Source organism: Nocardiopsis sp. FR4, from assembly GCF_009830945.1.
Lineage (GTDB): Bacteria > Actinomycetota > Actinomycetes > Streptosporangiales > Streptosporangiaceae > Nocardiopsis.
Genome location: NZ_ML776455.1, coordinates 16,361 through 36,162, shown reverse-complemented (window position 1 = coordinate 36,162; position 19,802 = coordinate 16,361). Strand labels below are relative to the sequence as shown.

General features: G+C 70.0%; 23 protein-coding genes and 1 pseudogene. 13 read left to right on the top strand and 11 right to left on the bottom strand.

All coding sequences use genetic code 11. The annotated features are described in order from the left end of the window. Nucleotides 1-22: 22 nt before the first annotated feature. From FYW95_RS02410 to FYW95_RS02390, 5 genes are all read right to left on the bottom strand, one after another. Complete coding sequence (locus FYW95_RS02410; RefSeq protein WP_159941383.1) at nucleotides 23-763, bottom strand: NADH-quinone oxidoreductase subunit C; 741 nt, start codon at nucleotides 761-763, stop codon at nucleotides 23-25. 1 nt (nucleotide 764) lies between these two features. Continuing rightward, nucleotides 765-1,310 (bottom strand): NuoB/complex I 20 kDa subunit family protein, encoded by a 546-nt coding sequence (locus FYW95_RS02405; protein ID WP_159941382.1) that lies wholly within the window; start codon nucleotides 1,308-1,310, stop codon nucleotides 765-767. A 52-nt stretch (nucleotides 1,311-1,362) separates the two neighbouring features. After that, nucleotides 1,363-1,722 carry an NADH-quinone oxidoreductase subunit A gene (locus FYW95_RS02400; RefSeq protein ID WP_159941381.1) on the bottom strand — a complete coding sequence of 120 codons (360 nt, stop codon included), beginning with the start codon at nucleotides 1,720-1,722 and terminating at the stop codon, nucleotides 1,363-1,365. A 178-nt stretch (nucleotides 1,723-1,900) separates the two neighbouring features. Beyond that, complete coding sequence (locus FYW95_RS02395) at nucleotides 1,901-3,205, bottom strand: geranylgeranyl reductase family protein (RefSeq protein WP_159941380.1); 1,305 nt, start codon at nucleotides 3,203-3,205, stop codon at nucleotides 1,901-1,903. 396 nt (nucleotides 3,206-3,601) lie between these two features. Continuing rightward, complete coding sequence (locus FYW95_RS02390; protein WP_159941379.1) at nucleotides 3,602-4,312, bottom strand: demethylmenaquinone methyltransferase; 711 nt, start codon at nucleotides 4,310-4,312, stop codon at nucleotides 3,602-3,604. Between the two features lie 180 nt (nucleotides 4,313-4,492). Here FYW95_RS02390 and FYW95_RS02385 point away from each other — a divergent pair, with 180 nt between their 5' ends. From FYW95_RS02385 to FYW95_RS02365, 5 genes are all read left to right on the top strand, one after another. After that, complete coding sequence (locus FYW95_RS02385; protein WP_159941378.1) at nucleotides 4,493-4,783, top strand: hypothetical protein; 291 nt, start codon at nucleotides 4,493-4,495, stop codon at nucleotides 4,781-4,783. Nucleotides 4,784-4,804: 21 nt separating this feature from the next. Further along, nucleotides 4,805-5,173, top strand: coding sequence for a DUF6507 family protein (locus FYW95_RS02380; protein ID WP_159941377.1), 369 nt, complete (start codon nucleotides 4,805-4,807; stop codon nucleotides 5,171-5,173). 92 nt (nucleotides 5,174-5,265) lie between these two features. Then, nucleotides 5,266-8,454, top strand: a complete 3,189-nt coding sequence (locus tag FYW95_RS02375) for a hypothetical protein (RefSeq protein WP_236572042.1) — start codon at nucleotides 5,266-5,268, stop codon at nucleotides 8,452-8,454. Continuing rightward, a complete protein-coding gene (locus FYW95_RS02370) occupies nucleotides 8,451-9,335 on the top strand; it encodes an immunity 49 family protein (RefSeq protein WP_160049921.1) in 885 nt (294 codons plus the stop codon). The genes FYW95_RS02375 and FYW95_RS02370 overlap by 4 nt, the downstream gene beginning before the upstream one ends. A 200-nt stretch (nucleotides 9,336-9,535) precedes the next feature. Beyond that, nucleotides 9,536-10,009, top strand: coding sequence for a hypothetical protein (locus FYW95_RS02365; RefSeq protein ID WP_159941374.1), 474 nt, complete (start codon nucleotides 9,536-9,538; stop codon nucleotides 10,007-10,009). Between the two features lie 105 nt (nucleotides 10,010-10,114). Here the strand turns inward: FYW95_RS02365 and FYW95_RS02360 are convergent, their stop codons facing one another. Further along, a complete protein-coding gene (locus FYW95_RS02360) occupies nucleotides 10,115-11,278 on the bottom strand; it encodes a S1 family peptidase (RefSeq protein WP_160049920.1) in 1,164 nt (387 codons plus the stop codon). A gap of 328 nt (nucleotides 11,279-11,606) precedes the next feature. On the opposite strand from FYW95_RS02360, the gene FYW95_RS02355 reads away from it, so the two are divergent. Beyond that, complete coding sequence (locus FYW95_RS02355; RefSeq protein ID WP_159941372.1) at nucleotides 11,607-11,789, top strand: hypothetical protein; 183 nt, start codon at nucleotides 11,607-11,609, stop codon at nucleotides 11,787-11,789. A gap of 125 nt (nucleotides 11,790-11,914) precedes the next feature. On the opposite strand, the gene FYW95_RS02350 is transcribed toward FYW95_RS02355, so the two are convergent. Beyond that, nucleotides 11,915-12,430 (bottom strand): ATP-binding protein, encoded by a 516-nt coding sequence (locus tag FYW95_RS02350; protein WP_160049919.1) that lies wholly within the window; start codon nucleotides 12,428-12,430, stop codon nucleotides 11,915-11,917. A gap of 263 nt (nucleotides 12,431-12,693) precedes the next feature. Between FYW95_RS02350 and FYW95_RS02345 the strand changes: the two genes are divergently transcribed. The 4 genes and pseudogenes from FYW95_RS02345 (at nucleotide 12,694) to FYW95_RS02330 (ending at nucleotide 14,574) form a co-directional block, all read left to right on the top strand. Further along, on the top strand, nucleotides 12,694-13,155 hold the full coding sequence (locus FYW95_RS02345; protein WP_159941371.1) for a Scr1 family TA system antitoxin-like transcriptional regulator: 462 nt from the start codon (nucleotides 12,694-12,696) through the stop codon (nucleotides 13,153-13,155). Then, complete coding sequence (locus tag FYW95_RS02340; RefSeq protein WP_159941370.1) at nucleotides 13,142-13,327, top strand: DUF397 domain-containing protein; 186 nt, start codon at nucleotides 13,142-13,144, stop codon at nucleotides 13,325-13,327. The genes FYW95_RS02345 and FYW95_RS02340 overlap by 14 nt, the downstream gene beginning before the upstream one ends. Before the next feature lie 209 nt (nucleotides 13,328-13,536). Next, nucleotides 13,537-14,031, top strand: a complete 495-nt coding sequence (locus FYW95_RS02335) for a hypothetical protein (RefSeq protein ID WP_236567651.1) — start codon at nucleotides 13,537-13,539, stop codon at nucleotides 14,029-14,031. A 66-nt stretch (nucleotides 14,032-14,097) separates the two neighbouring features. Then, nucleotides 14,098-14,574, top strand: a pseudogene (locus FYW95_RS02330) (ATP-binding protein). Between the two features lie 47 nt (nucleotides 14,575-14,621). Here the strand turns inward: FYW95_RS02330 and FYW95_RS02325 are convergent. Both FYW95_RS02325 and FYW95_RS02320 read right to left on the bottom strand, forming a co-directional pair. Further along, on the bottom strand, nucleotides 14,622-14,984 hold the full coding sequence (locus tag FYW95_RS02325; RefSeq protein ID WP_159941368.1) for a DUF1330 domain-containing protein: 363 nt from the start codon (nucleotides 14,982-14,984) through the stop codon (nucleotides 14,622-14,624). 141 nt (nucleotides 14,985-15,125) lie between these two features. Next, entirely contained in the window at nucleotides 15,126-15,449 is a 324-nt protein-coding gene (locus FYW95_RS02320) for a pyridoxamine 5'-phosphate oxidase family protein (protein WP_370462361.1), read from the bottom strand. Nucleotides 15,450-15,976: 527 nt separating this feature from the next. Here FYW95_RS02320 and FYW95_RS28800 point away from each other — a divergent pair. Then, nucleotides 15,977-16,243 (top strand): hypothetical protein, encoded by a 267-nt coding sequence (locus tag FYW95_RS28800; protein WP_201294659.1) that lies wholly within the window; start codon nucleotides 15,977-15,979, stop codon nucleotides 16,241-16,243. 64 nt (nucleotides 16,244-16,307) lie between these two features. Here FYW95_RS28800 and FYW95_RS02315 read toward each other — a convergent pair whose 3' ends face one another. Both FYW95_RS02315 and FYW95_RS02310 read right to left on the bottom strand, forming a co-directional pair. Next, the gene (locus FYW95_RS02315; RefSeq protein ID WP_160049917.1) at nucleotides 16,308-16,772 is read right to left on the bottom strand and encodes a helix-turn-helix transcriptional regulator; all 465 of its coding nucleotides are present in this window, start codon (nucleotides 16,770-16,772) and stop codon (nucleotides 16,308-16,310) included. 91 nt (nucleotides 16,773-16,863) lie between these two features. Next, nucleotides 16,864-17,274 (bottom strand): VOC family protein, encoded by a 411-nt coding sequence (locus tag FYW95_RS02310; RefSeq protein ID WP_159941352.1) that lies wholly within the window; start codon nucleotides 17,272-17,274, stop codon nucleotides 16,864-16,866. 644 nt (nucleotides 17,275-17,918) lie between these two features. Here FYW95_RS02310 and FYW95_RS02305 point away from each other — a divergent pair. Both FYW95_RS02305 and FYW95_RS02300 read left to right on the top strand, forming a co-directional pair. Next, nucleotides 17,919-18,812 carry a sigma-70 family RNA polymerase sigma factor gene (locus FYW95_RS02305; RefSeq protein ID WP_159941365.1) on the top strand — a complete coding sequence of 298 codons (894 nt, stop codon included), beginning with the start codon at nucleotides 17,919-17,921 and terminating at the stop codon, nucleotides 18,810-18,812. Nucleotides 18,813-19,005: 193 nt separating this feature from the next. Continuing rightward, nucleotides 19,006-19,755, top strand: a complete 750-nt coding sequence (locus FYW95_RS02300; RefSeq protein WP_159941364.1) for an FMN-dependent NADH-azoreductase — start codon at nucleotides 19,006-19,008, stop codon at nucleotides 19,753-19,755. Nucleotides 19,756-19,802: the final 47 nt, after the last annotated feature.

Below are 19,802 nucleotides of genomic sequence, written 5' to 3'. Positions count from 1 at the left end.
TCGGATGGGGTGGTCTGGCGGGTCACGTGTAGGACCTCCGCTCGTCCGGCGGGGGCACGGTGGCGCCCCGGTACTCGACCGGGATGCCGCCCAGCGGGTAGTCCTTGCGCTGGGGGTGGCCGTGCCAGTCGTCGGGCATCTGGATCCGGGTGAGCGCGGGGTGGCCGTCGAAGACGATCCCGAAGAAGTCCCAGGCCTCGCGCTCGTGCCAGTCGTTGGTCGGGTAGACCGAGACGATCGAGGGCACGTGCGGGTCGGCGTCGGGACAGGTGGTGGACACCCGGATCTGGCTGTTGTGGGCGATGGAGCGGAAGTGGTAGACCGCGTGCAGCTCCCGCCCGGCGTCGTCGGGGAAGTGCACCCCCGCCACGCCCGTGCACAGCTCGTAGCGCAGGGCCGGGTCGTCGCGCAGCACGCGCGCCAGCTCGACCAGGGCCTCGCGGCGCACGTGGAAGGTGAGTTCGCCGTGGGCCACCTCCACCCGCTCGACCGCTCCGGCGTCGTCGCCGAGGGCGGCCTCCAGGGCGTCGGCCACCCGGTCGAAGTCGGCGGTGCGCGGGTCGTCGGGGTCGGTGAAGGGGCGCGAGCTGGCCACGGGAGCGCTCCCCCGCACCCTCAGTCCGCCGAAGCCGGAGGTGTCCCCGGTGGTCCGGGTCCCGAACATCCCGGTCCGCCGGATCGGCGCGGCCAGGCGTTCGCGGCCGAGCTTGTCGGGCAGGTTCGCGGCTTCCTCGTCGCGTGCGCGTTCGTCGTCGGTGCTCATGTCAGTCCTTGCTCACCAGGGGCAGCGAACGGCGGAGCATGCGCTCCTCGGTCTCGGTGATCTCCTGCTCGCGGTGGGCGCCGAGCTTGGTGTTCTGCACCTTGTCGTGCAGCTTGAGCACGGCGTCCAGGAGCATCTCCGGCCGCGGCGGGCAGCCGGGCAGGTACATGTCGACCGGGACGATGTGGTCCACGCCCTGGACGATGGCGTAGTTGTTGAACATGCCGCCGCTGGAGGCGCACACGCCCATGGCGATGACCCACTTGGGCTCGGGCATCTGGTCGTAGATCTGGCGCAGGACGGGGGCCATCTTCTGGCTGACGCGTCCGGCCACGATCATCAGGTCGGCCTGGCGGGGGGTGGCGCCGAACTTCTCCATGCCGAACCGGGCCAGGTCGTAGTGCGGGCCGCCGACCGACATCATCTCGATGGCGCAGCAGGCCAGGCCGAACGTGGCGGGCCACATGGAGCTCTTGCGGGCCATGCCCACGACCTGCTCGACGGTGGTGAGCAGGATGCCGCTGGGCAGTTTCTCTTCGAGTCCCATCAGTCGCGGACCTCCTCCGGGCTGGGCTGCGGGGTCGGGGTGAGGGCGCGGGTCAGTCCCATTCGAGGCCTCCGCGGCGCCACTCGTAGGCGTAGGCGATGGAGACGTTCACCAGGAAGAGGACGATCGCGACCAGTCCGAACCAGCCCAGGGCGTCGAAGTGCACGGCCCAGGGGATGAGGAAGATGATCTCGATGTCGAAGATGATGAACATCATGGCCGTCATGTAGTACTTGACGGTGAATCGGCCGCCGCCCGCGGGCTGCGGCGTGGGCTCGATGCCGCACTCGTAGGCCTGCATCTTGGCGCGGTTGTAGCGCTTGGGGCCCAGGAGGGCGCCGGCGAGCATCGAGACCACGACGAACGCGGCGCCGATGCCGCCGAGCACGAAGATCGGTGTGTACAGCTCCACGGTCACCCTCCTCCTGGCTGGTCGGCACGCCCGCGCGGCGTGCCGGGAGCGCTTGTGATTGCTTTCACTTGTGCGGGCTCATCTCTGGCTCGTCCCGTGTCTCCTGTCTGGGGCCGGGCGCGGGGACCCGGCGGTGCCCCGGCGCCCCGGCCTCGCCCGCCGGGGTGCGGGGCGCGTTCTAGGCCGCGGGTGCGATGCGGGACAGGCCGTTGATGACCCGGTCCATCGCGTCCCCCCGGGTGGGCTCGGTGAGGTTGGCCAGCATCTTCAGCGCGAACTTCATGAGGGTGCGCTGGCGCAGGCCGTACCTGGTGGCGTACTTCATGAACTCGGGCTGGCCGATGGCCTTCACGAAGTAGCGTCCGAGCGTGTAGTAGCCGCCGTAGGTCTGGGCGAGCACGTCGGGGTAGCTCAGCAGGGTCCGCTCGCGGGTCTGCTGGGTGGGTCTGCCGTGCGCCTGGACGATGACGTCGGCGGCGATGTTGCCCGCCTCCATGGCGTAGGCGATGCCCTCGCCGTTGAAGGGGTTGACCATGCCGCCCGCGTCGCCGACGAGCATGAGGCCGCGGGAGTAGTGCGGCACCCGGTTGAAGCCCATGGGCAGGGCGGCGCCGCGGATGGCGCCCCTCTGGTTCTCCTCGGTGAAGCCCCACTCCTTCGGCATGGACTCGGTCCAGCGGCGCAGGAGCTTGCGGTAGTCCACGTCCTGGAAGGAGGCGGTGGAGTTGAGGATGCCCAGGCCCACGTTGCTGGTGCCGTCGCCGACGCCGAAGACCCAGCCGTAGCCGGGCAGGAGGACCTCCCTGTCGCCGCTGCGGTCCCACAGCTCCAGCCAGGACTCCAGGTAGTCGTCCTCGTGCCGGGGGCTCTCGAAGTAGGTGCGCACGGCCACGCCCATGGGGCGGTCGTCGCGCTTGCGGATGCCCATGGCCACGGACAGCCGCGAGGAGTTGCCGTCGGCGGCCACGACCAGCGGCGCCCGGAAGGTGACGGGTTCGCGGTCGGCGTCCCTCGCGTGGACCCCGACGATGCGGTTGCTGCGCTCGTCCAGGACCGGGCCGGTGACGTTGGTGCGCTCCAGGAGCTTGGCCCCGGCGGCGACCGCCCGGTTGACCAGGATCTGGTCGAAGTCGTAGCGGGTGCGCACGAGGCCGAAACCGGGGTAGGCGGCCAGGTCGGGCCAGGGCAGTTCCAGGCGCACGCCCGCGCCGACGATGCGCAGGCCGTGGTTCCTGATCCAGCCCTGGTCCTCGAAGGTGACGCCCATCGCCGTGAGCTGTTTCACCGCCCTGGGGGTGAGTCCGTCGCCGCAGACCTTCTCCCGGGGGAAGGAGGTCTTCTCCAGCAGCAGGACGTCCAGTCCGGCCTGGGCGAGGTAGTAGGCGGTGGTGGAACCGGAGGGACCGGCGCCGACCACGATGACGTCGGCGTCGTACTCGGTCCGCTCCCGGCCTCGGGGAGAGGAGGTGGCTGTCTCGCTCACGGGTGGGTCCTCGACTGCTCGCGCGGGTGCACCGTGGCGGGCCTGTCTGCGGGGTTCGACCCGCGCACGGGGGGAGATGGATGCCGCTAGGCGTCCGTTATGTCCGACATAGGGTTATGTGTCTTGTACCTCGTAGTCTTGTGAAGCACTTCACAAGCACTTTTCCGCAGTCTAGACCCTCCCGTACCGCGTGGCGAGTCCCAGGGGGGTATCCAGACGGCCCCACACCGAAGGGGATGGAGGGCCGCAGAGGGCGCCACTCGACCCCGAAACCAGCCACTTCCCCCAAAGGGCCAGTTCAGGGTTCTTACCGACACCCCATCCGCCTCACAAGCAACACAAAAAACCCGAGGGGGCGGATCCCCCTCGGGTTACGCGGTTCTTATCCGCTATGCGCTAGGCGTCCCGGAAACCGCGGTGCAGGGCGACGATTCCGGCGGACAGGTTGCGCCAGGCCACCCGCGACCAGCCCGCGTCCTGCAGGTGCCGGGCCAGCTCGGGCTGGCGGGGCCAGGCCAGGATCGACTCCGACAGGTAGTCGTAGGACTCGCCGCGCCCGGAGAAGGCGCCCGCGATCTTCGGGAGGGCGCCCATGAGGTAGGTGGCGTAGAGCCGGTCGACGAACTCCACCGGGATGTGGCTGAACTCGCAGATGACCAGGCGTCCGCCGACCTTGGTCACCCGGCGCAGCTCGCGCAGCGCCCGGTCCATGTCGTGCACGTTGCGCAGGCCGAAGGAGATGGTGACCGCGTCGAAGGTCTCGTCCGCGAAGGGCAGGTGCAGGGCGTCACCCGCCACGAAGGTCACCCCGCCCCGGTTGGCGCCGCCGCGCCTGCGCACCCCGGCGCGCAGCATCCCGAGGGAGAAGTCGCAGGCCACCACGCGGGCGCCCTTCCTCACGAAGGACTCCGAGGAGGTTCCGGTGCCCGCGGCCAGGTCCAGGACGAGTTCGCCGCTGTAGGCCTCGACCGCGTTGACCACGGCCTTGCGCCACAGGCGGTCCTGGCCCAGTGAGATGACGTCGTTGACGAGGTCGTAGTTGTCGGCGATGCCGTCGAACATCGCCGCGACGTCCTGGGGCTTCTTGTCGAGCTTGGCGCGGGTCATGGCACAAGACTAAGGGGGCGCTCCGCGCGCCCGTACCCGGCCGCAGGCCGTTCGCGGCCATACGGCTGGGAAAAGCCGCGTGCGCGAGGCAAAATGGGTCGGTCACAACGGTGAAGGCCGAACCCCGCCGGGGGATCGGGCGTCCCATGGTTCGAGGGTGCGTTCCGGAAGGGGGACCGTGTGAAGTTCGAGCTGGTGGATCCGGACGAGGAACAGGCCATCGTCGACGACGGGCGGGGGACCGAGGAGGCCGAGCCGCTCCCCCGCGGCGTGGACCCGGGGCTGGCCCGCGCCTCCGCGCGGACGCGCGCCCGCCTCCGGGACGACCTCGCCACCCTCGGCGCCTCCCTCAACCGGTTGAACGAGCACATCCAGATCGCCCAGCGCCGGGAACTCGACGAGGCCCCGGCCGCGCCCCCGCCGCCCACGAGCTTCCGCGCCGGAGCCTTCTCCCGGCCCGGCGCCCCCTGACCCCCGAGAGGAGAGCCCCGCGTGTCCAAGTGGAACATCCAGCCCGGCGAGGTCGGCGCCGTGCTGACCAACGTCGCCGGGTACATCGGTGAGGAAGGCGGCTCCGACGGGCTCGTCGGCGCCATGACCTCGACCGAATCCCTGCTCACCGCGATCAGCGAGGAGGCGAACAGCGCCCCCGTCAGCATGGCGCTGGGCGAGTTCGCCACGCACAACTTCGGCCTCATGGGCGACATGGCCGGGCTGACCGTCAGCGCCGTCACCGGTGCCAGCGAGGCCACGACCGCCTATGTCAACGGCAACCTGGAGATGGCGGCCGAGGCGCAGGAGAACGCGGGCGTCATCCCCGAGCCCGAGCCCCGGCCGTACGGGCCCCACGCGCCCATGTAGGGCCCGTGTAGGCCCCTTCCCTCCCCCGACCCCGGAGGTCCCTCCGCCCCCACCCGCCGGTTCCCTCAGATGGAGACACCCCCGTGACCGAGATGTGCACGCCCACGGGCGGCCTGATCAACCCCGCGAACTTCCCGATCCCCACGGCGAGCCCCGCGACCCTGGAGCGGCAGGCCCGCGACCTGCGACGCGAGGGCGAGACGGTGGCCGGGCTCGGCAGCGACATCAAGAGCGCCTGGGCCGGGCTCACCAGCTGCTACTCCGCCCCCGAGGCCGACACCCTCTACTCCGTCGTCGACCCGGTGGCCACCGACGGTCAGAGCGTGGAGACCTCCTTCGGCAAGGCGGCCACCGCCCTGGAGAACTTCGCCGAGGCGGTCCGGGACATCAAGGCCAAGTGGACCACGCTCAAGAGCGACTCCTACGCCTTCCTCAACTCCATCGACACCAGCAACGACGACTGGCGCAAGGCGGACAACGCCTGGGACCGCTTCTGGGGCAACGAGAGCCCGAAGGTCGAGGAGCACCAGGCCCTGCTGGACCGCGCGGACGCGCTGCGCCGCGAGTACGAGCTGGCCGAGATCGAGTGCGCCAACGCGATCAACGCCGACATCCCGGGCCGCACCCGGTTCGTCTCCGGTGACGGCGACGGCGCCAGTTCGCGGGGCGTGTACGAGCACGGGTACGACGGCTACCTGGGCGACGTGGACATGGCCTGGGGCGGCTCCATCGAGACCGACCACGGCTGGTGGGTCGACGCGGGCTCGGCGGTCAAGGACTTCACCGTGGGCATCGCCGAGGACGTCGGCGGGATCACCGGCATGTACAGCTCCGAGGGCTGGTTCCAGATGTCCTGGGGCGACGCCATGTGGGAGTACCACGAGGGCAACCTCCAGTCCCTGGCCTCACTCGTGGGCATGTACGACTCCGAGAACGAGAGCTGGGGCTGGGCGGGCTGGGACAGCGTCGGATCGGCCTGGAAGGACGCCGCGCACGCGGTGGTGCCCTGGGAGGAGTGGGGCGACCGGCCCGGCTACGTGATCGGCACCGCCCTGCTCAACATCGGCGCCACCGTGGGCGGCGCCCTGCTGACCGCCACCGGCGTGGGCGCCGTGGTCGGCGTGCCGCTGATGGCCTGGCGCGGTTCGGCGATGCTCAACCGGATGGGCGGCGGGTCCAGCACCCCGGACGTCAACCTGCCGGACCTGAGCCAGATCAACCTGCCCAACCTGCCGCGCTTCGGCGGCGGCTCGCTCGCGGACCTGGGCATCGACCTGAACCGTCTCACGGACGGCTCCTACAGTCCCGCGCAGCTCGACGAGATGCGGACGCTGCTGGAACGGATGAACGAGCAGAACGCCGCCGACACCAACGGCTCCCCCGCCGCGACCGACGCCCGCCGGGTCACCGGCGGGGACTCCGACGACCGCCCGCGGGTGGACCCCACCGCCCAGAACCTGTCCGACGCCGACCGGTTCCTGGAGATCGTCGAGAACCCGGACAACGCCGCCTTCGACCGCGAGGTCACCCAGCGGCACCAGGACGAGATCGAGGAGACCGACCGCCGGGCCAAGACCGACCCGAACGGCGCGCAGGGCTCCTGGGAGGGCAACGGCATCGAGGCCGACCGGCCCGACGGCCTGGAGCCCGAGTACGCCCGGGTCCCCACCGGGGACGGCGACACGCTCACCGCAGAGGCCGAGGCCCCGCGCGGCCGCACCGACCAGGTCGTCGGGGACCGCGGCGTTCTCGACAGCGACCTGGACAGCCGGTTCGAGGACGTCGTGGGCGACCAGTTCGACTCCCGCGACGTGCGGATGGAGGACCGCGGCTCCCCCGTCATGAACAGCGACGGCGGCAGCGGGAGCGGCCCCCTGGACGGCACCGGCGACTCGCGCGGCGACGGGCACGTCCCGAGCGAGTCCTCCTCCGGCGACGGCGGAACCACCGGCTCGGGTGGCGAGGGCGGCGGCCGACCGGGCGGGCCGGGCTCCCCCCTGTTCGACGGCGACGCCGGCGCGGGGGCCGACGGCCGGAGCGGCGATCGGGGCAGCGCGGGCGGCACCGGGGGCGGGCGTCCGGCGAGCCCGACCAACCTGGAGGAGTTCAAGAACCACACCTGGGGGGACAAGGACAACCCCGCCAACCAGCAGGCGTTCCGCGACGACGTGCGGCGGCTGATCAACGAGGACCAGGACGGCCGAGAGTACAACGACTTCTACAAGGAGTACTACAAGGAGAACAACGGCCACCGGAAGCGCGCTGACACGGTGATCGGCCCCGACGAGTGGGAGCTGCCGCAGATCAGCCGTGCCGACAACGGCGACTGGGTCCCGTTGGAGCCCGCCGAGCAGCCCCGGTACCTGGGGGAGAAGACCGAGCTGCGGCTGGACGACCCCGGCTTCATGCCGGAGCGGAGGGGCGACCTCACGCCGGAGCAGCGGCTGGAGATCGAGCGGCGCGAGAGGCTCCGGGAGGAGCTGGGCGGGCTGGACAATTTGGCGCACGACCGGCGTGTGGCCATCGACGCCGCCCGGTCCGCCTGGGACGACTTCAAGGAGATGGAGAGGAAGTACGGCGAGTACAAGGAGAACGGGGACAACCACCCCGAGGTCGAGGAGGCCAGGAAGACCTACAAGGCGGCCCAGACCTACTCCACCGGGATCAGCGAGGACTTCGGCGAGGACACGGCCAGGATCGCCGCCCGGTTCGAGTTCGACGGCAGCGTCATCCGGGACAATGACGGCAACCCGGTCATGAAGCACGTGGTCGACGAGAACGGCAAGACGGTCTACGAGGACGGCAAGCCCAGGTTGGAGGAGCTGGCACCGAACCTGGAGGGCGCCACCGAGATCAAGCCCTCACCGTTCGCTCCGAAGAACGGCAACGACCAGTTCGACCAGATCTACCGGACCGAGGATGGCGATATCGTCATCGTCGAGGCCAAGAGCAGCACCAAGACCGAGCTCGGTGAGCGCACCGTCAAGCCGGACGGCGGTGAACCCCGCAGGGTCAGCCAGGGGACGCGCGCCTACCTGGAGGACATCCTCAAGGCGATGGAGGAGCGTGGCAGGAAGCCCGGGAACACCGAGGAACGCGCTCTCGCCCGAAAGATCCGGGCAAAGCTCAAGCAGGGCCGGGTGGTCTACTCGGTCTTCAAAGGCAACCCCGTCGACAACTACAAGAAACACGAGGACGGCAGCAGGGAGTGGACCGGGGAGTCCACCGCCAACGGCTACGACCACCGCATCTTCGACCTGTCAGAAAAGGCAGCTTCATGACCATCCATGTCTCCCGAGCCGCGATAGACCACGGGGTCGACCAGGATTTCCTCGATTCCGAGAACCAGTACCGCGACGAACTGGTCCAAGGACTGGAGCAGGACTGCTCGAACATGGACCTGGACCTCTCACCCGTCTACGGGGCCGCGGAGATGGCTCTACTGCTGGACCCTGAGGCCGCGAAGGTGGAGACCTGGGAGGCATGGACGATCGCCATGCAGTTCCACAACGCGGTCTTCGCCCTCTCCGAGGTCGAGCAGGGCACCGAGGTCGAGTACCGGATCGGCCATGAGTTCCGCAAGCTCACCTCGCCAGGCATGCTGAACTGCGCTGACCCCGCTACCTGGGAAAAAGCGTTCTTCCTCGCCGCCGTCTGCCGGGACAACGAACGGGCCCAGGCCCTGTGCCGGGTACCCGTGGAGCGTATGCGTGAGGCGGCCCGGAACGCCCAGGTGGAGTACAACGACTACCTGTACCACTGGGTCGCCGCCCTCCAGGCCTTCGTCAACGGCACCGACGACCTTGCCTCCGAGCTGCGCCGGGCCATGGAGCTGTCCGATCCCCGCGGGGGCGCCTTCGGAGGAGGGGCCCTGGACCTGCTGGTGTTCCCGAAGATGGAGGTCTTCCGCCAGCTCCTGTTGGGGGACTCGGCCAAGTTCAACGAGGCCCTCGTCTACGCCCTGGAGTGCTACAAGCGCTACCACACCAGCCAGGAGGACCAGAACAGGGTGAGCGGCATCGTTCCGCTGGCTCTGCTGGCCTTCGCCTGCCTGGCCTACGACAAGGCCGAACGCACTCCGGGCTTCTCCCTGGACGTGGAGTCGGAGTACCTGCCCAAGCACCTCGTGAAGAGGTCCTGGTACGGCGAGTTCCCCGTCTGAAACCCGTAGGACCTCCCGAGGACTCACCACACGGCGAACGGCAGCGGTCGGAACCACCGGCCGCTGCCGTTCCCTTCGTGCTCCGGACGCGGGCCGTATCCGACAGGCGTGCGGCCGGACCACCCGTGGAAGGACAGGCCTTCTGACGGACCTCGCTGCCACTCTCGCGCGCAAGCAAGGACCACGGAATCTGGAGTGCCATGCTCAGCCCCCATGCCTACGCCGAGAAAGGCAAGATGAGCCCCGAGGAGCAACAGCGGATCCTCGTCCGGATCGGCACCCAGATCCTCGACGAGGCTCCTGAGGGGTGGAGGCGGCTGACCTACAGGGTGCGGACCGTCATCGAGCACGGAACCAGCGAGCTCATCGCGGAGTTCGAGGACGGCACCACACGGAGGGAGTCCCCGCCGTCAGGGACCGGCCTCATCGAGGACGACCTGAGGGCGGGGATGTACCAGGAGGGCAAGGGCACCTGGTTCTCCTTCGAGTACGTCATCACCCCGCCCGGGCAGTTCAATGTCACCTACAACTACGACGAGGACCCCGGTATCACCTTCCCCACCGCCTTCGGCTTCACCAACGACCTCACGTACTTCCCCCGCGACGAGGAGTACGTCCCCGACTGGCTGCGCGAGAAGCTCCGGGAGGAGGCCGAGGGCCGGGCCATGGAGTAAGCCGCTGAGGCGGGTGACGGACCACGGGGGTCCCGCGGGGAGGGGCTTGCGCGGCGGCCCGGGCCTGGGACCGGGGCCGCCTGGTTGAGGTCGCTCCGGAGGGCGTCAGACCGTCGCCAGACGCAGGTTCCAGGCTCTCAGCAGCGGGTTGAGGGGCTGGAAGAAGGTCGTCCCGCCGGAGGCACAGTTGCCGGAGCCGCCTGAGGTGACGCCCTGAGCCTGGTCCGAGGTGATGAAGGGTCCGCCGGAGTCGCCGGGCTCGGAGCAGACGTTGGTCCGGGTCAGCCCGCGGACCATGCCCTGCGGATAGAGCACCGTCTGGTTCTTGGCCTGGATCGTGCCGCAGCGCCAGCCGGTGGTGAAGCCGGAGCGGCACACCGACGCCCCGATCGGAGCCTCGGACGAACCGCGCACGGCCACGTAGTCGCCCTCGGAGTGGCGGTAGATACCGGGGTAGGCGCGCACGATGCTCGTGGCGCGCACGAATGCGCCGTCGGAACCGGAGGAGGAGTAGTCGAAGCGGCCGGTCCCACCGGAGCCGAACGTCACCGTGGTCCCCACCGTGCCGCAGTGGCCCGCGGTCACGAAACCGACGCGGTCGAAGCTGTCGAAGGCGGTGAAGCCCATCGAGCAGCGCCGGCCTGACGACGCGTAGTAGGGCAGGCCTCCGGCGATCTCGTTGAGGAGTTCGGGCCTTTCGGAGACCTCGGTGACGGTGACCGCCGAGGCGTCGATCCCGGCGGCGTCGATGAGGGCGTCGGCGTCGCCTCCCTCCATGACCTCGATGACGACGGTGTCGGACTCGGCGTCGGTGTACCAGCCGGTGGCGTCGGACGGTGCGGCCTCCGCGGCCTCGTTCAGTTCCGCCACGACGGCGTCGAGGCCCTCCGCGCCGTGGTCGACGACACGGGGGACGGCGCCGACCGCCTCGACGGCCGCCGCGGCGGCGGGGTCGGTGACGAGCACTGTCAGCTCTTGGGTGTCGGTGTCGAACACGGAACCGCCGTAGGCGTCGCCCGCGGCCCGGGCTGCGGCCCGGCCGAGGCCGAATGCCTCCTCCTGTGCCTTCAGGAGTTCCCCGGCCCCGTGCGGGGACAGGCCGAGATCGCGCTCCATGGCGGCCAGGAGGCTGTCCGCGGTCGCGGGGGTGTCGACGGCTGGAGTGGTGCGCTCTGGGTCGGCGGCGAGGGCTCCTGGAGCGGCCGCGATGGCGAGCCCGAAGGCGAGGGTGCCCGCGCCGAGAGCGGACAGGACGGGGGAGGTTCGCATGTTTCCCTGGTCTCCTGGTCGGTCGGGGGGGGAGAGGGAGAAAGGACCGGCACCCGCTGCTGTGGGCGACCGGGCTGGCGACGCCGTGCTTCGTGGGCGCGGCGTCCATCGCTGTCAAACTTCCGCCAAGCGCACGCCACATTAGGCGCGCGAAACGTTCGGTGTAAGGGGGGTGAGCGCTCTCCGGCGTCCAGCGGCCTGTGGGCGTTCGTGGTCGCGTACCCGCCCCGCGGCGGTGGCGGCCGAACCGGATCACCATGTGACCTGGATTCATCACTGTGAGTGATGACATGGGAGCACTCCCGGAGGGGAGGGGCAAGGGGGCGGCATGACCGAATGCGGACACGGGTGGCCCATCGGGTTGCGCGAGGACCACCCGCACCCGGCCACCGGGCAGCTCCAGAACCCGCCACCGGCACCGGCCACCTCCCGCTCCACCTCCCCCAGCCGGTCCACCAGCCGCTCCGGTGTCGGAGCGCCCTGCCAGGGCACGGCCTCGGGCCCCAGGTAGAAGGCCGCGTAGGCGCGCATCGGGGACTCCACATCACCAGCCACAGACGCCCGCACCGCCTGCCGAGCTCCCGCGCGGCCTCGTAGTGCGCCAGGTCGTCCGAGTAGGTCCAGCCCACCGCCCCCTCACACCCGCGTCGCCGAGCGCTCCACCTCGAACCACACCGTGGTCCGGCCCCCGTCGTGGTGGGTGCCCCAGCGGCTCGCCTCGGCGGCCACCAGGCGCAGGCCCAGCCCGCCCTCCCGCCCGGGTTCGAGCGGGTGCAGGTGCGGTGAGGTGCCCTCCGGGGCGCGCGGTCCCTGGTCGACGACCTTGACCCGCACCCGGCCGGGCAGCCGGTTCACGGCGACGATGACCTCGCCGCCCTCCTCCCCGCTGCGCGTGTGCGCGACGGCGTTGTTGAACAGCTCGCTGGCCAGGGCCAGGCCGGGATCGGTCGCGTAGCCCGGGAGTACGGCCGCCAGGCTCCTGCGCAGCACCGCCGCCTGTTCGGGCCGCCCGGGGAGCTTCAGCGCGTGGTTGAGGCATTGGTGCGGCGCCCGGCCCAGCACGATCGGCGCCCGGGTGTCGGGATCGGCGACCCGTCCGGGAAGCGGCTCAGGTACGCCGTTATTGTGAATTTTATTGAGGTTTATGCGCATCAATGACCCCACCTTGTGATCCCTTCCCGGAAAGCCACGGCACGGGTGGCCCGTGGCACCACCATGGGGTCAGCCATTCGAGCTCGCCAGGGTTATCACCGAAGGGTCACGTTTCGTCGTTTCCCGCCCTATCGCGTCGTGCCCTGGACTTGCATGGGTCGTGCTGGCGATAACCCGGAAATGGGAGTCGTAATGAGTCGTAGGGTCCGCCCCAGGCCGCGGCGTCTGGGGCAGAAGTCAGCAGCTGTCGCAGGAACAGCGGGATGGCGCAGGCTCAGGTGGCACAGGAGATGCGGGTGGTGCAGTCCACGGTGTCGGCCTGGGAGCGGGGGAGCCGCAGGCTGCCCTCGGACCGGGCTTCGGAACTGGACGAGTTGTTCGGCTCCTCCGGTGCGATGAAGCAGGCGTGGAACTCGGCGAACACTCCCGATTCACTACCGCCCTGGTACACCGAGGTGGGGCAGTTGGAGCGGGAGGCCACGGTGGTCCCCGCCGACGCCGAATGCCATCCCGGGGGCTCCGGTCCGTTCTGTGCCTACACCTTCCCCGACAAGCCCATGGTCGCCTCAGCCGAGCACATGAAGGGCGAAGCGCTCATGGATGACATGATGCAGATACAACACCGCGCGATGCTTTTCGGCGTTCTCCAGGCGGAAGCGCTGTCGCCCCGTGCGAGCCGGGAGCTGAGCAGGAAGGTCAAGGAAGAACTCGATGAGCAAGCGTGAACCTCACCGGCATACAAGCAGCTACAGCGGTGCCGAAGGCCGCTGCGTCGAGGTAGCCGAGGGCGAGGCCGTACTCGTCCGCGACACCCAGAACCGCGCACTCGGACACATCGACTACACACCAGGAGCCTGGACCTCGTTCCTGAACTGCGTCATCCTCCCCACCCTCTGAAAACGGGACAAAACAACGGCCACCTGGTATTCCAGGTGGCCGTTTTTCTTTCCCGAACCCACATTACTTTCCAGTATGGCTCCACCCCATCTCCGCCATCCCCTACTCTCTGTTCCGAACACACAACCCAACGAATGACCCCGCGACGGCTGAAACCGCCCGGGGCCTTGGCCAGCAACGTCAACCCTTGAACCAAAGGAATTGCCAGCATGCGCCAGTTTAGCGCTGCCCCTCTCAGGCGTGTCCTGAACCCCTTCACCGCTCTGCTCACGTCCCCCGACGGTCGCCACTCCACCACCAGCGGTCGCCGTCGACGCTCCTCGCGCGTGCGCCGCTACGCTCCCCCGCCTCCCCCTCCCGAGCAGACCGACCGGATTCCCGCGAGCCCCGCCGCTCCGGCACCACGCCTCGCATTCCCGGGCGAGCAGATCCACGCGGACGAGATCGCCCTGGTGCGCCCCCACCTCGCCGCCCACGAACACCTGCGCGCCGCCGAAGCCCGGCCGCCCCGCCCGCCCCGGCCCCGGATCAGCCACGAAGCCGAACCCGACGAGGTACGCCGCGCCTTCGCCCAGGTCCAGGAACGCGCCGCCGCCATCGTCCTCCAGTGGAGGGAGGACCCCCAGGGGAACACCCCGTCCGGCCCCGCGCCCCGCTTCGGCGCGGTCCGGGGCCCCGCGCCCCGCGCCCTCCGCTCCCGGTGAGTGCGACGAATTGGCCTCGCTCACCCGCGCCTGGCTCGGGCAGCGCCAGCGGCGGGGGGTTCCGGCATGAGCGCCCTCGTCCGCTGGGAGCACCGCCTCTACCCCGGCCGCCTGTCCCAGCTCGCCCGGGTCCGCGCCGACCTCGCCCGCAACCTGCGCGGCTCCGACCCCGACCTGGTCGACACGCTCACCCTGGTCGCCAGCGAGCTGTTCGCGAACTGCGTCAAGTACACCGACTTCGGAAAGCCGGGAGGCGAGGTGCTGCGGGCACTGTCCCTGCCCGGCCCCGCCACCCTGCGCGCGGGGCTGACCGACTCCGGCGGCGGGGGCGGCGTCCCGCGGATCCCCCACCAGCGCACCACCGACGAGTGGGACTGGGCGGAGGGGGCCAGCGCGGCCTGCTCATGGTGGAGAACCCGTCCGCGCTGGGGCCACCACCGCTGCGCGCCCTGGGCGGACCTGGGCACCCACGTGTGGGCCGAACTCAGCGTCGACCCCGCCGCCGTTCCGCCCGCCCTGCGGGCCCACGCCTTCGCCGGCTGACCGTCCCGGGGTGGACGGGAAGCACCCGTCCACCCCGGGCCACGGGACTACTCCCAGGGGGTCGTGGGCTGGAGTACGGCCTCGCTCAGGGCCTCGGTGCGCAGGTGGGTGATCGCCCGGTACTCGGGGTCGGTGACCATCCGGCTGAACACCTCCCTGCTCGGATAGCGCACGAGGAGCACGGCGTCCCAGTCCTGCCCCTGCTCGGCGACGAGCGGGGTCGACCCGTCCCCGGCGTAGACGAGCTCGGCGCCGTACTTCTTGAGGAAGTGCCTGGCCTGCCGCGAGTACTCGGCGTACGAGGCCCGGCCGCCCGGGGCGAACCGCAGCAGGTTGAGCATGACGACGGGACCGCCCCGGTCCTCGTCCATCAGTCGTTCGAGATAGGCGCCTGAGGGTTCGACTGCCATCGGTGCTCCTTGCCGTCGGTCTTCCGGGGACAGCAGTCTAGGGAGGACACCCCCGTCTTGCATACCGCCCGGTCGGTATCTTTTGCGCGACCTTCCGTGTGCCGTTCCTCGCCACGGGTGTCGCCGCCGCGAGCGCGCCGGTCAGCCGAGCCAACGGCCGTCGCGCATGAGGTCGCGCTCCCGCATCTCGTTGACCTCCCGCCAGGCCTGGACGCGCTGCGGCCTGATCAGGAAGTACTGGTAGGGCTCGTCGATCTCGCGCGGGTCGAAGCCGGTCCTGGCCGCGAACGCGTCGCCCGTCTCCTGCCCCAGGTCGGCGGCGTCCACCGGTTCGGCGGTGCCGTCGACCATGACCACGTCGAGGGTCGGCCCGAGGCTGAGCCGCACCCGGCCGTCCGCAAGCAGGTTGCGGCCGGTGACCGAGGCGCGGGCCGTGGAGACGAGGAACGCGGTCCCGTCCCACAGGTAGGAGAGCGGGACCAGGTGGGGCCCCGCCCGGGGAGTCCGACGACGCCAGCCAGAGGTCGATGTCGCCCTCCAGCCTCGCGCGGGTGTCCCGCAGCCTCTCCGCGAGCCCGCGCGGGGGTGCGTCCGTCATGCTCTCTCCGGTCCGTTCGTGGCGGGCCCTCCTCCGGGGAGGGCGTGTTCGCGGCGGTTTCCCGGTTCGCCGGGCCGGGCAGCACGCACCGCGGTGTCGCTGACCGGCCACCGGCGCGGCCTCCCAGGCGAAGCCGTCCGGGTCGGTGAAGGGCCCGGCGGCGCCGCCGAACACGAGCCGGTGCGACCCGGTGCCCTCGGGGGAGACCCCGGCGTCCTTGGCGAGGGCCCGGCGCCGGTACAGCCCCAGCTTGACGGGGCTGTCCCCCGTGTCGAACTCGACGTACATGCGGCCGACGCTCTTGGCCGCGGCCAGGCCCCGGTCGGCGTAGAACCGCTTGCTCGCGGCCACGTCCCCGACCCCGAGCAGGAGCACGACGTCGTCGATCCGCCGGGTGTCGGGGCCGGTGTCCTTCTTCGCCGAGGTCGTGACCTTCCAGATCGTGCCGTCCGGGGCCCGCACGACACCGCCGTGGCCCCAGAAGGACTTCGTGGCGGGCTTCAACAGCGTGGCACCGGCCTCGACGGCGGAGTCGATGAGACTCCTGACGGTGGAGGGCTGGGACACGATGAGCGACAGCGTGAACCCGCGGAAGCCGGTCGTCGGCTCCTGCGAGGCCCGCAGCCCCACCCGAGTGTCCGGGCCGAAGGCGGCGGTGTAGAAGCGGTCAGCGGCCGTGGGGTCGTCCACCCCGAGGGTGACGGATTCGATGAATGCCATGTCCGTCACGCTAGTTCCGGCCCCCTGACCGGCGCTTCTCGATTCCTGACCGGTCGCGTGACCTGTTTGGCCACGCACTGCGGCAGGCCCTCAGCGACATTCGCCTCCTGGTCCCGGTAGGCGCTGGGCGACATGCCGAACAGCTCGCTGAAGCGGGTGCTGAAGGTGCCCAGGGACGAGCAGCCGACCGCGAAGCAGACCTCGGTGACGCTGAGGTCGCCGCGACGCAGCAGGGCCGCGGCGCGCTCGATGCGCCGCGTCATCAGGTACGAGTAGGGCGACTCGCCGTAGGCCTTGCGGAACTGGCGGCTCAGGTGCCCGGCGGACATGTGCACGCCGAGTGCGAGCGCCTCGACGTTCAGCGGTTGCGCGTACTCGCGGTCGATCCTGTCCCGGACGCGGCGCAGCCGGGCGAGGTCCTCCAGGTGCTGCGCCTCGGCGCGAGCACGTCCCCAGGAGGGATGGCACATGGGGAGACTCCCTGCTCTCGGATGCGGGCGAGCACCCGGGGCATGCCGGCCGCAGGGTGCTCACTGGTGGGAAGGGAAGGGTCCGGGCGGCTCAGCGCACCTCCTGGATGCGGACCATGTTCCCCGCCGGATCGCGGAAGGCGCAGTCGCGGATGCCGTAGGGCTGCTGGGTCGGCTCCTGGACGACCTCGGCGCCCGTGGCCTGGACCTTGTCGAAGGTGCCGTCCAGGTCCGGGGTGGCCAGCAGGATCCAGCCGTAGGTGCCCTTGGCCATCATCTCGGCGATGGCGCGGCGCTCCTCCTCGGTGATCCCGGGGTCGGCGTCCGGGGGCGCGAGCAGGATGGACGTGCCGGGCTGGCCGGCCGGGCCGACCGTGATCCAGCGCATCTTGCCCTGGCCGACGTCGTTGCGCACCTCGAAGCCGAGGATGTCCCGGTAGAAGGCCAGGGAGGCCTCCGGGTCCTGGTGAGGCAGGTAACTGGTGTGAATGGTGATGTCCATAGCGTCAATCTAGAACCGGACCGCCAAACCGCGCTTCTCGATTCCTGACCACCCCCGGCCACCGACGGCCAGCGGTCACACCCCGCCGTCGTTTCCGCCCGTGACGGGGTCCCACTCGGACACGGCTCTCCGGTGCGGACACCCCGATCCCGGAGCGGGGTCCGTCCGGGCCGCCGCTGAAAAGGCGTCCCGGCCCGGTACAGCGGAGGCGGCCGCCTCACGAGAGCGCACCTGGTGGCCAGTCGGGGTGCGGACTCAACACCATGGGAAGAAACCCGGCGCACGGCGCCCGGCAAACTGCCTGTAGTGCATGGACACGGATAGTGTCGCCCCCTATGGGGGGCCGCATCTCACCCCTTTATGATGATGAGGTCAACCCCAGGGAAGCATTGGAACGCGAGTCGCCATGACCCCGGTTTTCGCAGTTCGCCAGGCCACAGACATAGCTACTGACCACCGCTTCCGCTCCCCCACGGCTCCAGTCTGGTTCGTCTCAGGACAATGCCGCCGAAACATACCCCAAACCCGCAAAAGTAATTTTTGCACACAAATCCAGTTGTTATTCAAATCCACGAGGCCTCCACAAATAAGAAAACATCTCCAGCCCAAACGCATGACGGACATGGAAACAAGAAAGGCGGCCAATGGATAGCCAGATTGAACTGGCGGAGCATTTCGAACGTTCTCGCAAGCACCTGCGCGGTGTTGCCTTCCGGATGCTCGGATCCGCGTCCGAGGCGGACGACGCGTTGCAGGAGACCTGGTTGCGGGCATGCCGCAGCGACTTCAGAGAGTTGAGCAATCCGACGGGATGGCTGACGACGATCACTGGCCGGGTCTGCCTCGACATGCTGCGCCGTCGCAAGGCCAATCGTGAGGAAACCGCTGACATCAGCGAGATCGAGCAGTTCGCTCCGCAGGCCGGCGGCCCGGACCCGGAAGGGGAAGCGGTACTCGCGGACTCCGTCGGCCTGGCCCTGCTCGTCGTCCTAGACAGGCTCAGCCCCGCCGAGCGCGTCGCCTTCGTGCTGCACGACCTGTTCGCGGTGCCCTTCTCCGAGATCGCGCAGATCGTCGAGCGCACCCCGGCCGCGGCGAAGAAGATGGCAAGCCGCGCACGCCACCGGGTACAGGGATCGACCACCGTTACCAGGCCGGACTTCGCCCGACAGCGCGAGGTCGTGGACGCCTTCCTCGGCGCGTCCCGCGCGGGCGACCTCGAAGGCCTCCTGGAGGTACTCGCACCCGACGTCGTACGGCGGGCGGACACGTACGCGCTGCGAGCGGGAGAGCCGAAGGTGCTGCGCGGAGCACAGCACGTCGCGGAGGAGACGACTGGCAACATCCGGCGTGCGCGTTTCGCCCGGCCCGTGCTGATCAACGGCTCGCCAGGCGCCGTCGTCGCACCTGCGGGACGCCTCCTGTACGTACTGGAGATCACGGTCCGGGACGGCCGCGTCAGCGAGATCGACATCACCGCGGACCCGGAACGCCTGCACGAACTCCAACTCTCCGTACTCGACGCCATCCCGGTGTGACACGAGCCACAGGACCGCAGGCTACCGGGACGGGTTCCCAGGTCCCCGACCGCGCGCCCCGACCGCACGGCGCTGTGCGAAGCGGCCGGCCCGAGCGGTCCGCCGGGTCCCGGTCCGCGCGTCGGTCACCTTGTCCCGTCGCTCTCCGTCATAGGAGTTAGGAACGTTCAGCGATCGTTTTCTGGGGGGAACCATGATCGACGGACCGCGGCGGGAGCGTCCGGAGAGGGGCGCGGAACCGGTGACGTCCCTGCTGCACCTGGACTCCAGCCACTCCCGGGACTCTGTGAGCAGGCATCTGACCGGGCTGTTCGCACGGGAGTGGCGTCGGCTGCACCCTGACGGGGGGTACAGGTACCGGAACCTGGCCACTGAGCCCGTGCCGATGATCACCTCCAAGTACTGCTCCTTCGCCCAGCGCGTGGAGCGCTACGGTGCGCTGCCTCCGGCCGCCGTGGCCTCCCTCGCCGAGGACCCGTCCGAGGAATGGGAGTGGGAGCTGACCTTCCCGCTGGCCGACGAGGTCCTGCACGCCAGCACCGTCCTGATCGGTGTCCCGATGTACAATTTCACGGTTCCCGCCTCACTCAAGGCGTGGATCGACCGCATCACCTTCCCGGGGGTGTTCAAGGATCCCGACAGTGGATCCTCCCTGCTACAGGGGACGAAGGTGGTGGTGGTCACAGCCCGGGGCGGCGCCTACGGGCCGGGTACGCCCAAGGAGGCATATGATTTCCAGACGCCCTACCTGCGGTCGTACTTCGAGGGCCTGGGCATCGCCGACCGCGACTTGCATTTCGTACACGCCGAGATGACCAGGGCCGCGGACGTTCCGGAACTGGCACGTTTTCAGGACCTAGCCGCCCGCTCCCTCACCGAGGCCGAAACGGCGCTGACCGCCCTGCCCCTGCGGCTGGCAGGGTATGAGACCGTCTCGCACTGAGTGGGGGGTGCGCCCCGCCCGGGTCTTTCCCCGGCCGGGGCGCACCG

What these genes read in the sequence shown, in the direction of transcription:
- FYW95_RS02350 (WP_160049919.1), bottom strand. Translation starts at nt 12,430, where the DNA reads ATGCGCATAAACCTCAATAAAATTCACAATAACGGCGTACCTGAGCCG.
- FYW95_RS02355 (WP_159941372.1), top strand. Translation starts at nt 11,607, where the DNA reads ATGACCGAATGCGGACACGGGTGGCCCATCGGGTTGCGCGAGGACCAC.
- FYW95_RS02375 (WP_236572042.1), top strand. Translation starts at nt 5,266, where the DNA reads ATGTGCACGCCCACGGGCGGCCTGATCAACCCCGCGAACTTCCCGATC.
- FYW95_RS02325 (WP_159941368.1), bottom strand. Translation starts at nt 14,984, where the DNA reads ATGGCAGTCGAACCCTCAGGCGCCTATCTCGAACGACTGATGGACGAG.
- FYW95_RS02345 (WP_159941371.1), top strand. Translation starts at nt 12,694, where the DNA reads ATGGCGCAGGCTCAGGTGGCACAGGAGATGCGGGTGGTGCAGTCCACG.
- FYW95_RS02370 (WP_160049921.1), top strand. Translation starts at nt 8,451, where the DNA reads ATGACCATCCATGTCTCCCGAGCCGCGATAGACCACGGGGTCGACCAG.
- FYW95_RS02410 (WP_159941383.1), bottom strand. Translation starts at nt 763, where the DNA reads ATGAGCACCGACGACGAACGCGCACGCGACGAGGAAGCCGCGAACCTG.
- FYW95_RS02340 (WP_159941370.1), top strand. Translation starts at nt 13,142, where the DNA reads ATGAGCAAGCGTGAACCTCACCGGCATACAAGCAGCTACAGCGGTGCC.
- FYW95_RS02405 (WP_159941382.1), bottom strand. Translation starts at nt 1,310, where the DNA reads ATGGGACTCGAAGAGAAACTGCCCAGCGGCATCCTGCTCACCACCGTC.
- FYW95_RS02315 (WP_160049917.1), bottom strand. Translation starts at nt 16,772, where the DNA reads ATGTGCCATCCCTCCTGGGGACGTGCTCGCGCCGAGGCGCAGCACCTG.
- FYW95_RS02305 (WP_159941365.1), top strand. Translation starts at nt 17,919, where the DNA reads ATGGATAGCCAGATTGAACTGGCGGAGCATTTCGAACGTTCTCGCAAG.
- FYW95_RS02360 (WP_160049920.1), bottom strand. Translation starts at nt 11,278, where the DNA reads ATGCGAACCTCCCCCGTCCTGTCCGCTCTCGGCGCGGGCACCCTCGCC.
- FYW95_RS02365 (WP_159941374.1), top strand. Translation starts at nt 9,536, where the DNA reads ATGCTCAGCCCCCATGCCTACGCCGAGAAAGGCAAGATGAGCCCCGAG.
- FYW95_RS02300 (WP_159941364.1), top strand. Translation starts at nt 19,006, where the DNA reads ATGATCGACGGACCGCGGCGGGAGCGTCCGGAGAGGGGCGCGGAACCG.
- FYW95_RS02390 (WP_159941379.1), bottom strand. Translation starts at nt 4,312, where the DNA reads ATGACCCGCGCCAAGCTCGACAAGAAGCCCCAGGACGTCGCGGCGATG.
- FYW95_RS02335 (WP_236567651.1), top strand. Translation starts at nt 13,537, where the DNA reads ATGCGCCAGTTTAGCGCTGCCCCTCTCAGGCGTGTCCTGAACCCCTTC.
- FYW95_RS02310 (WP_159941352.1), bottom strand. Translation starts at nt 17,274, where the DNA reads ATGGACATCACCATTCACACCAGTTACCTGCCTCACCAGGACCCGGAG.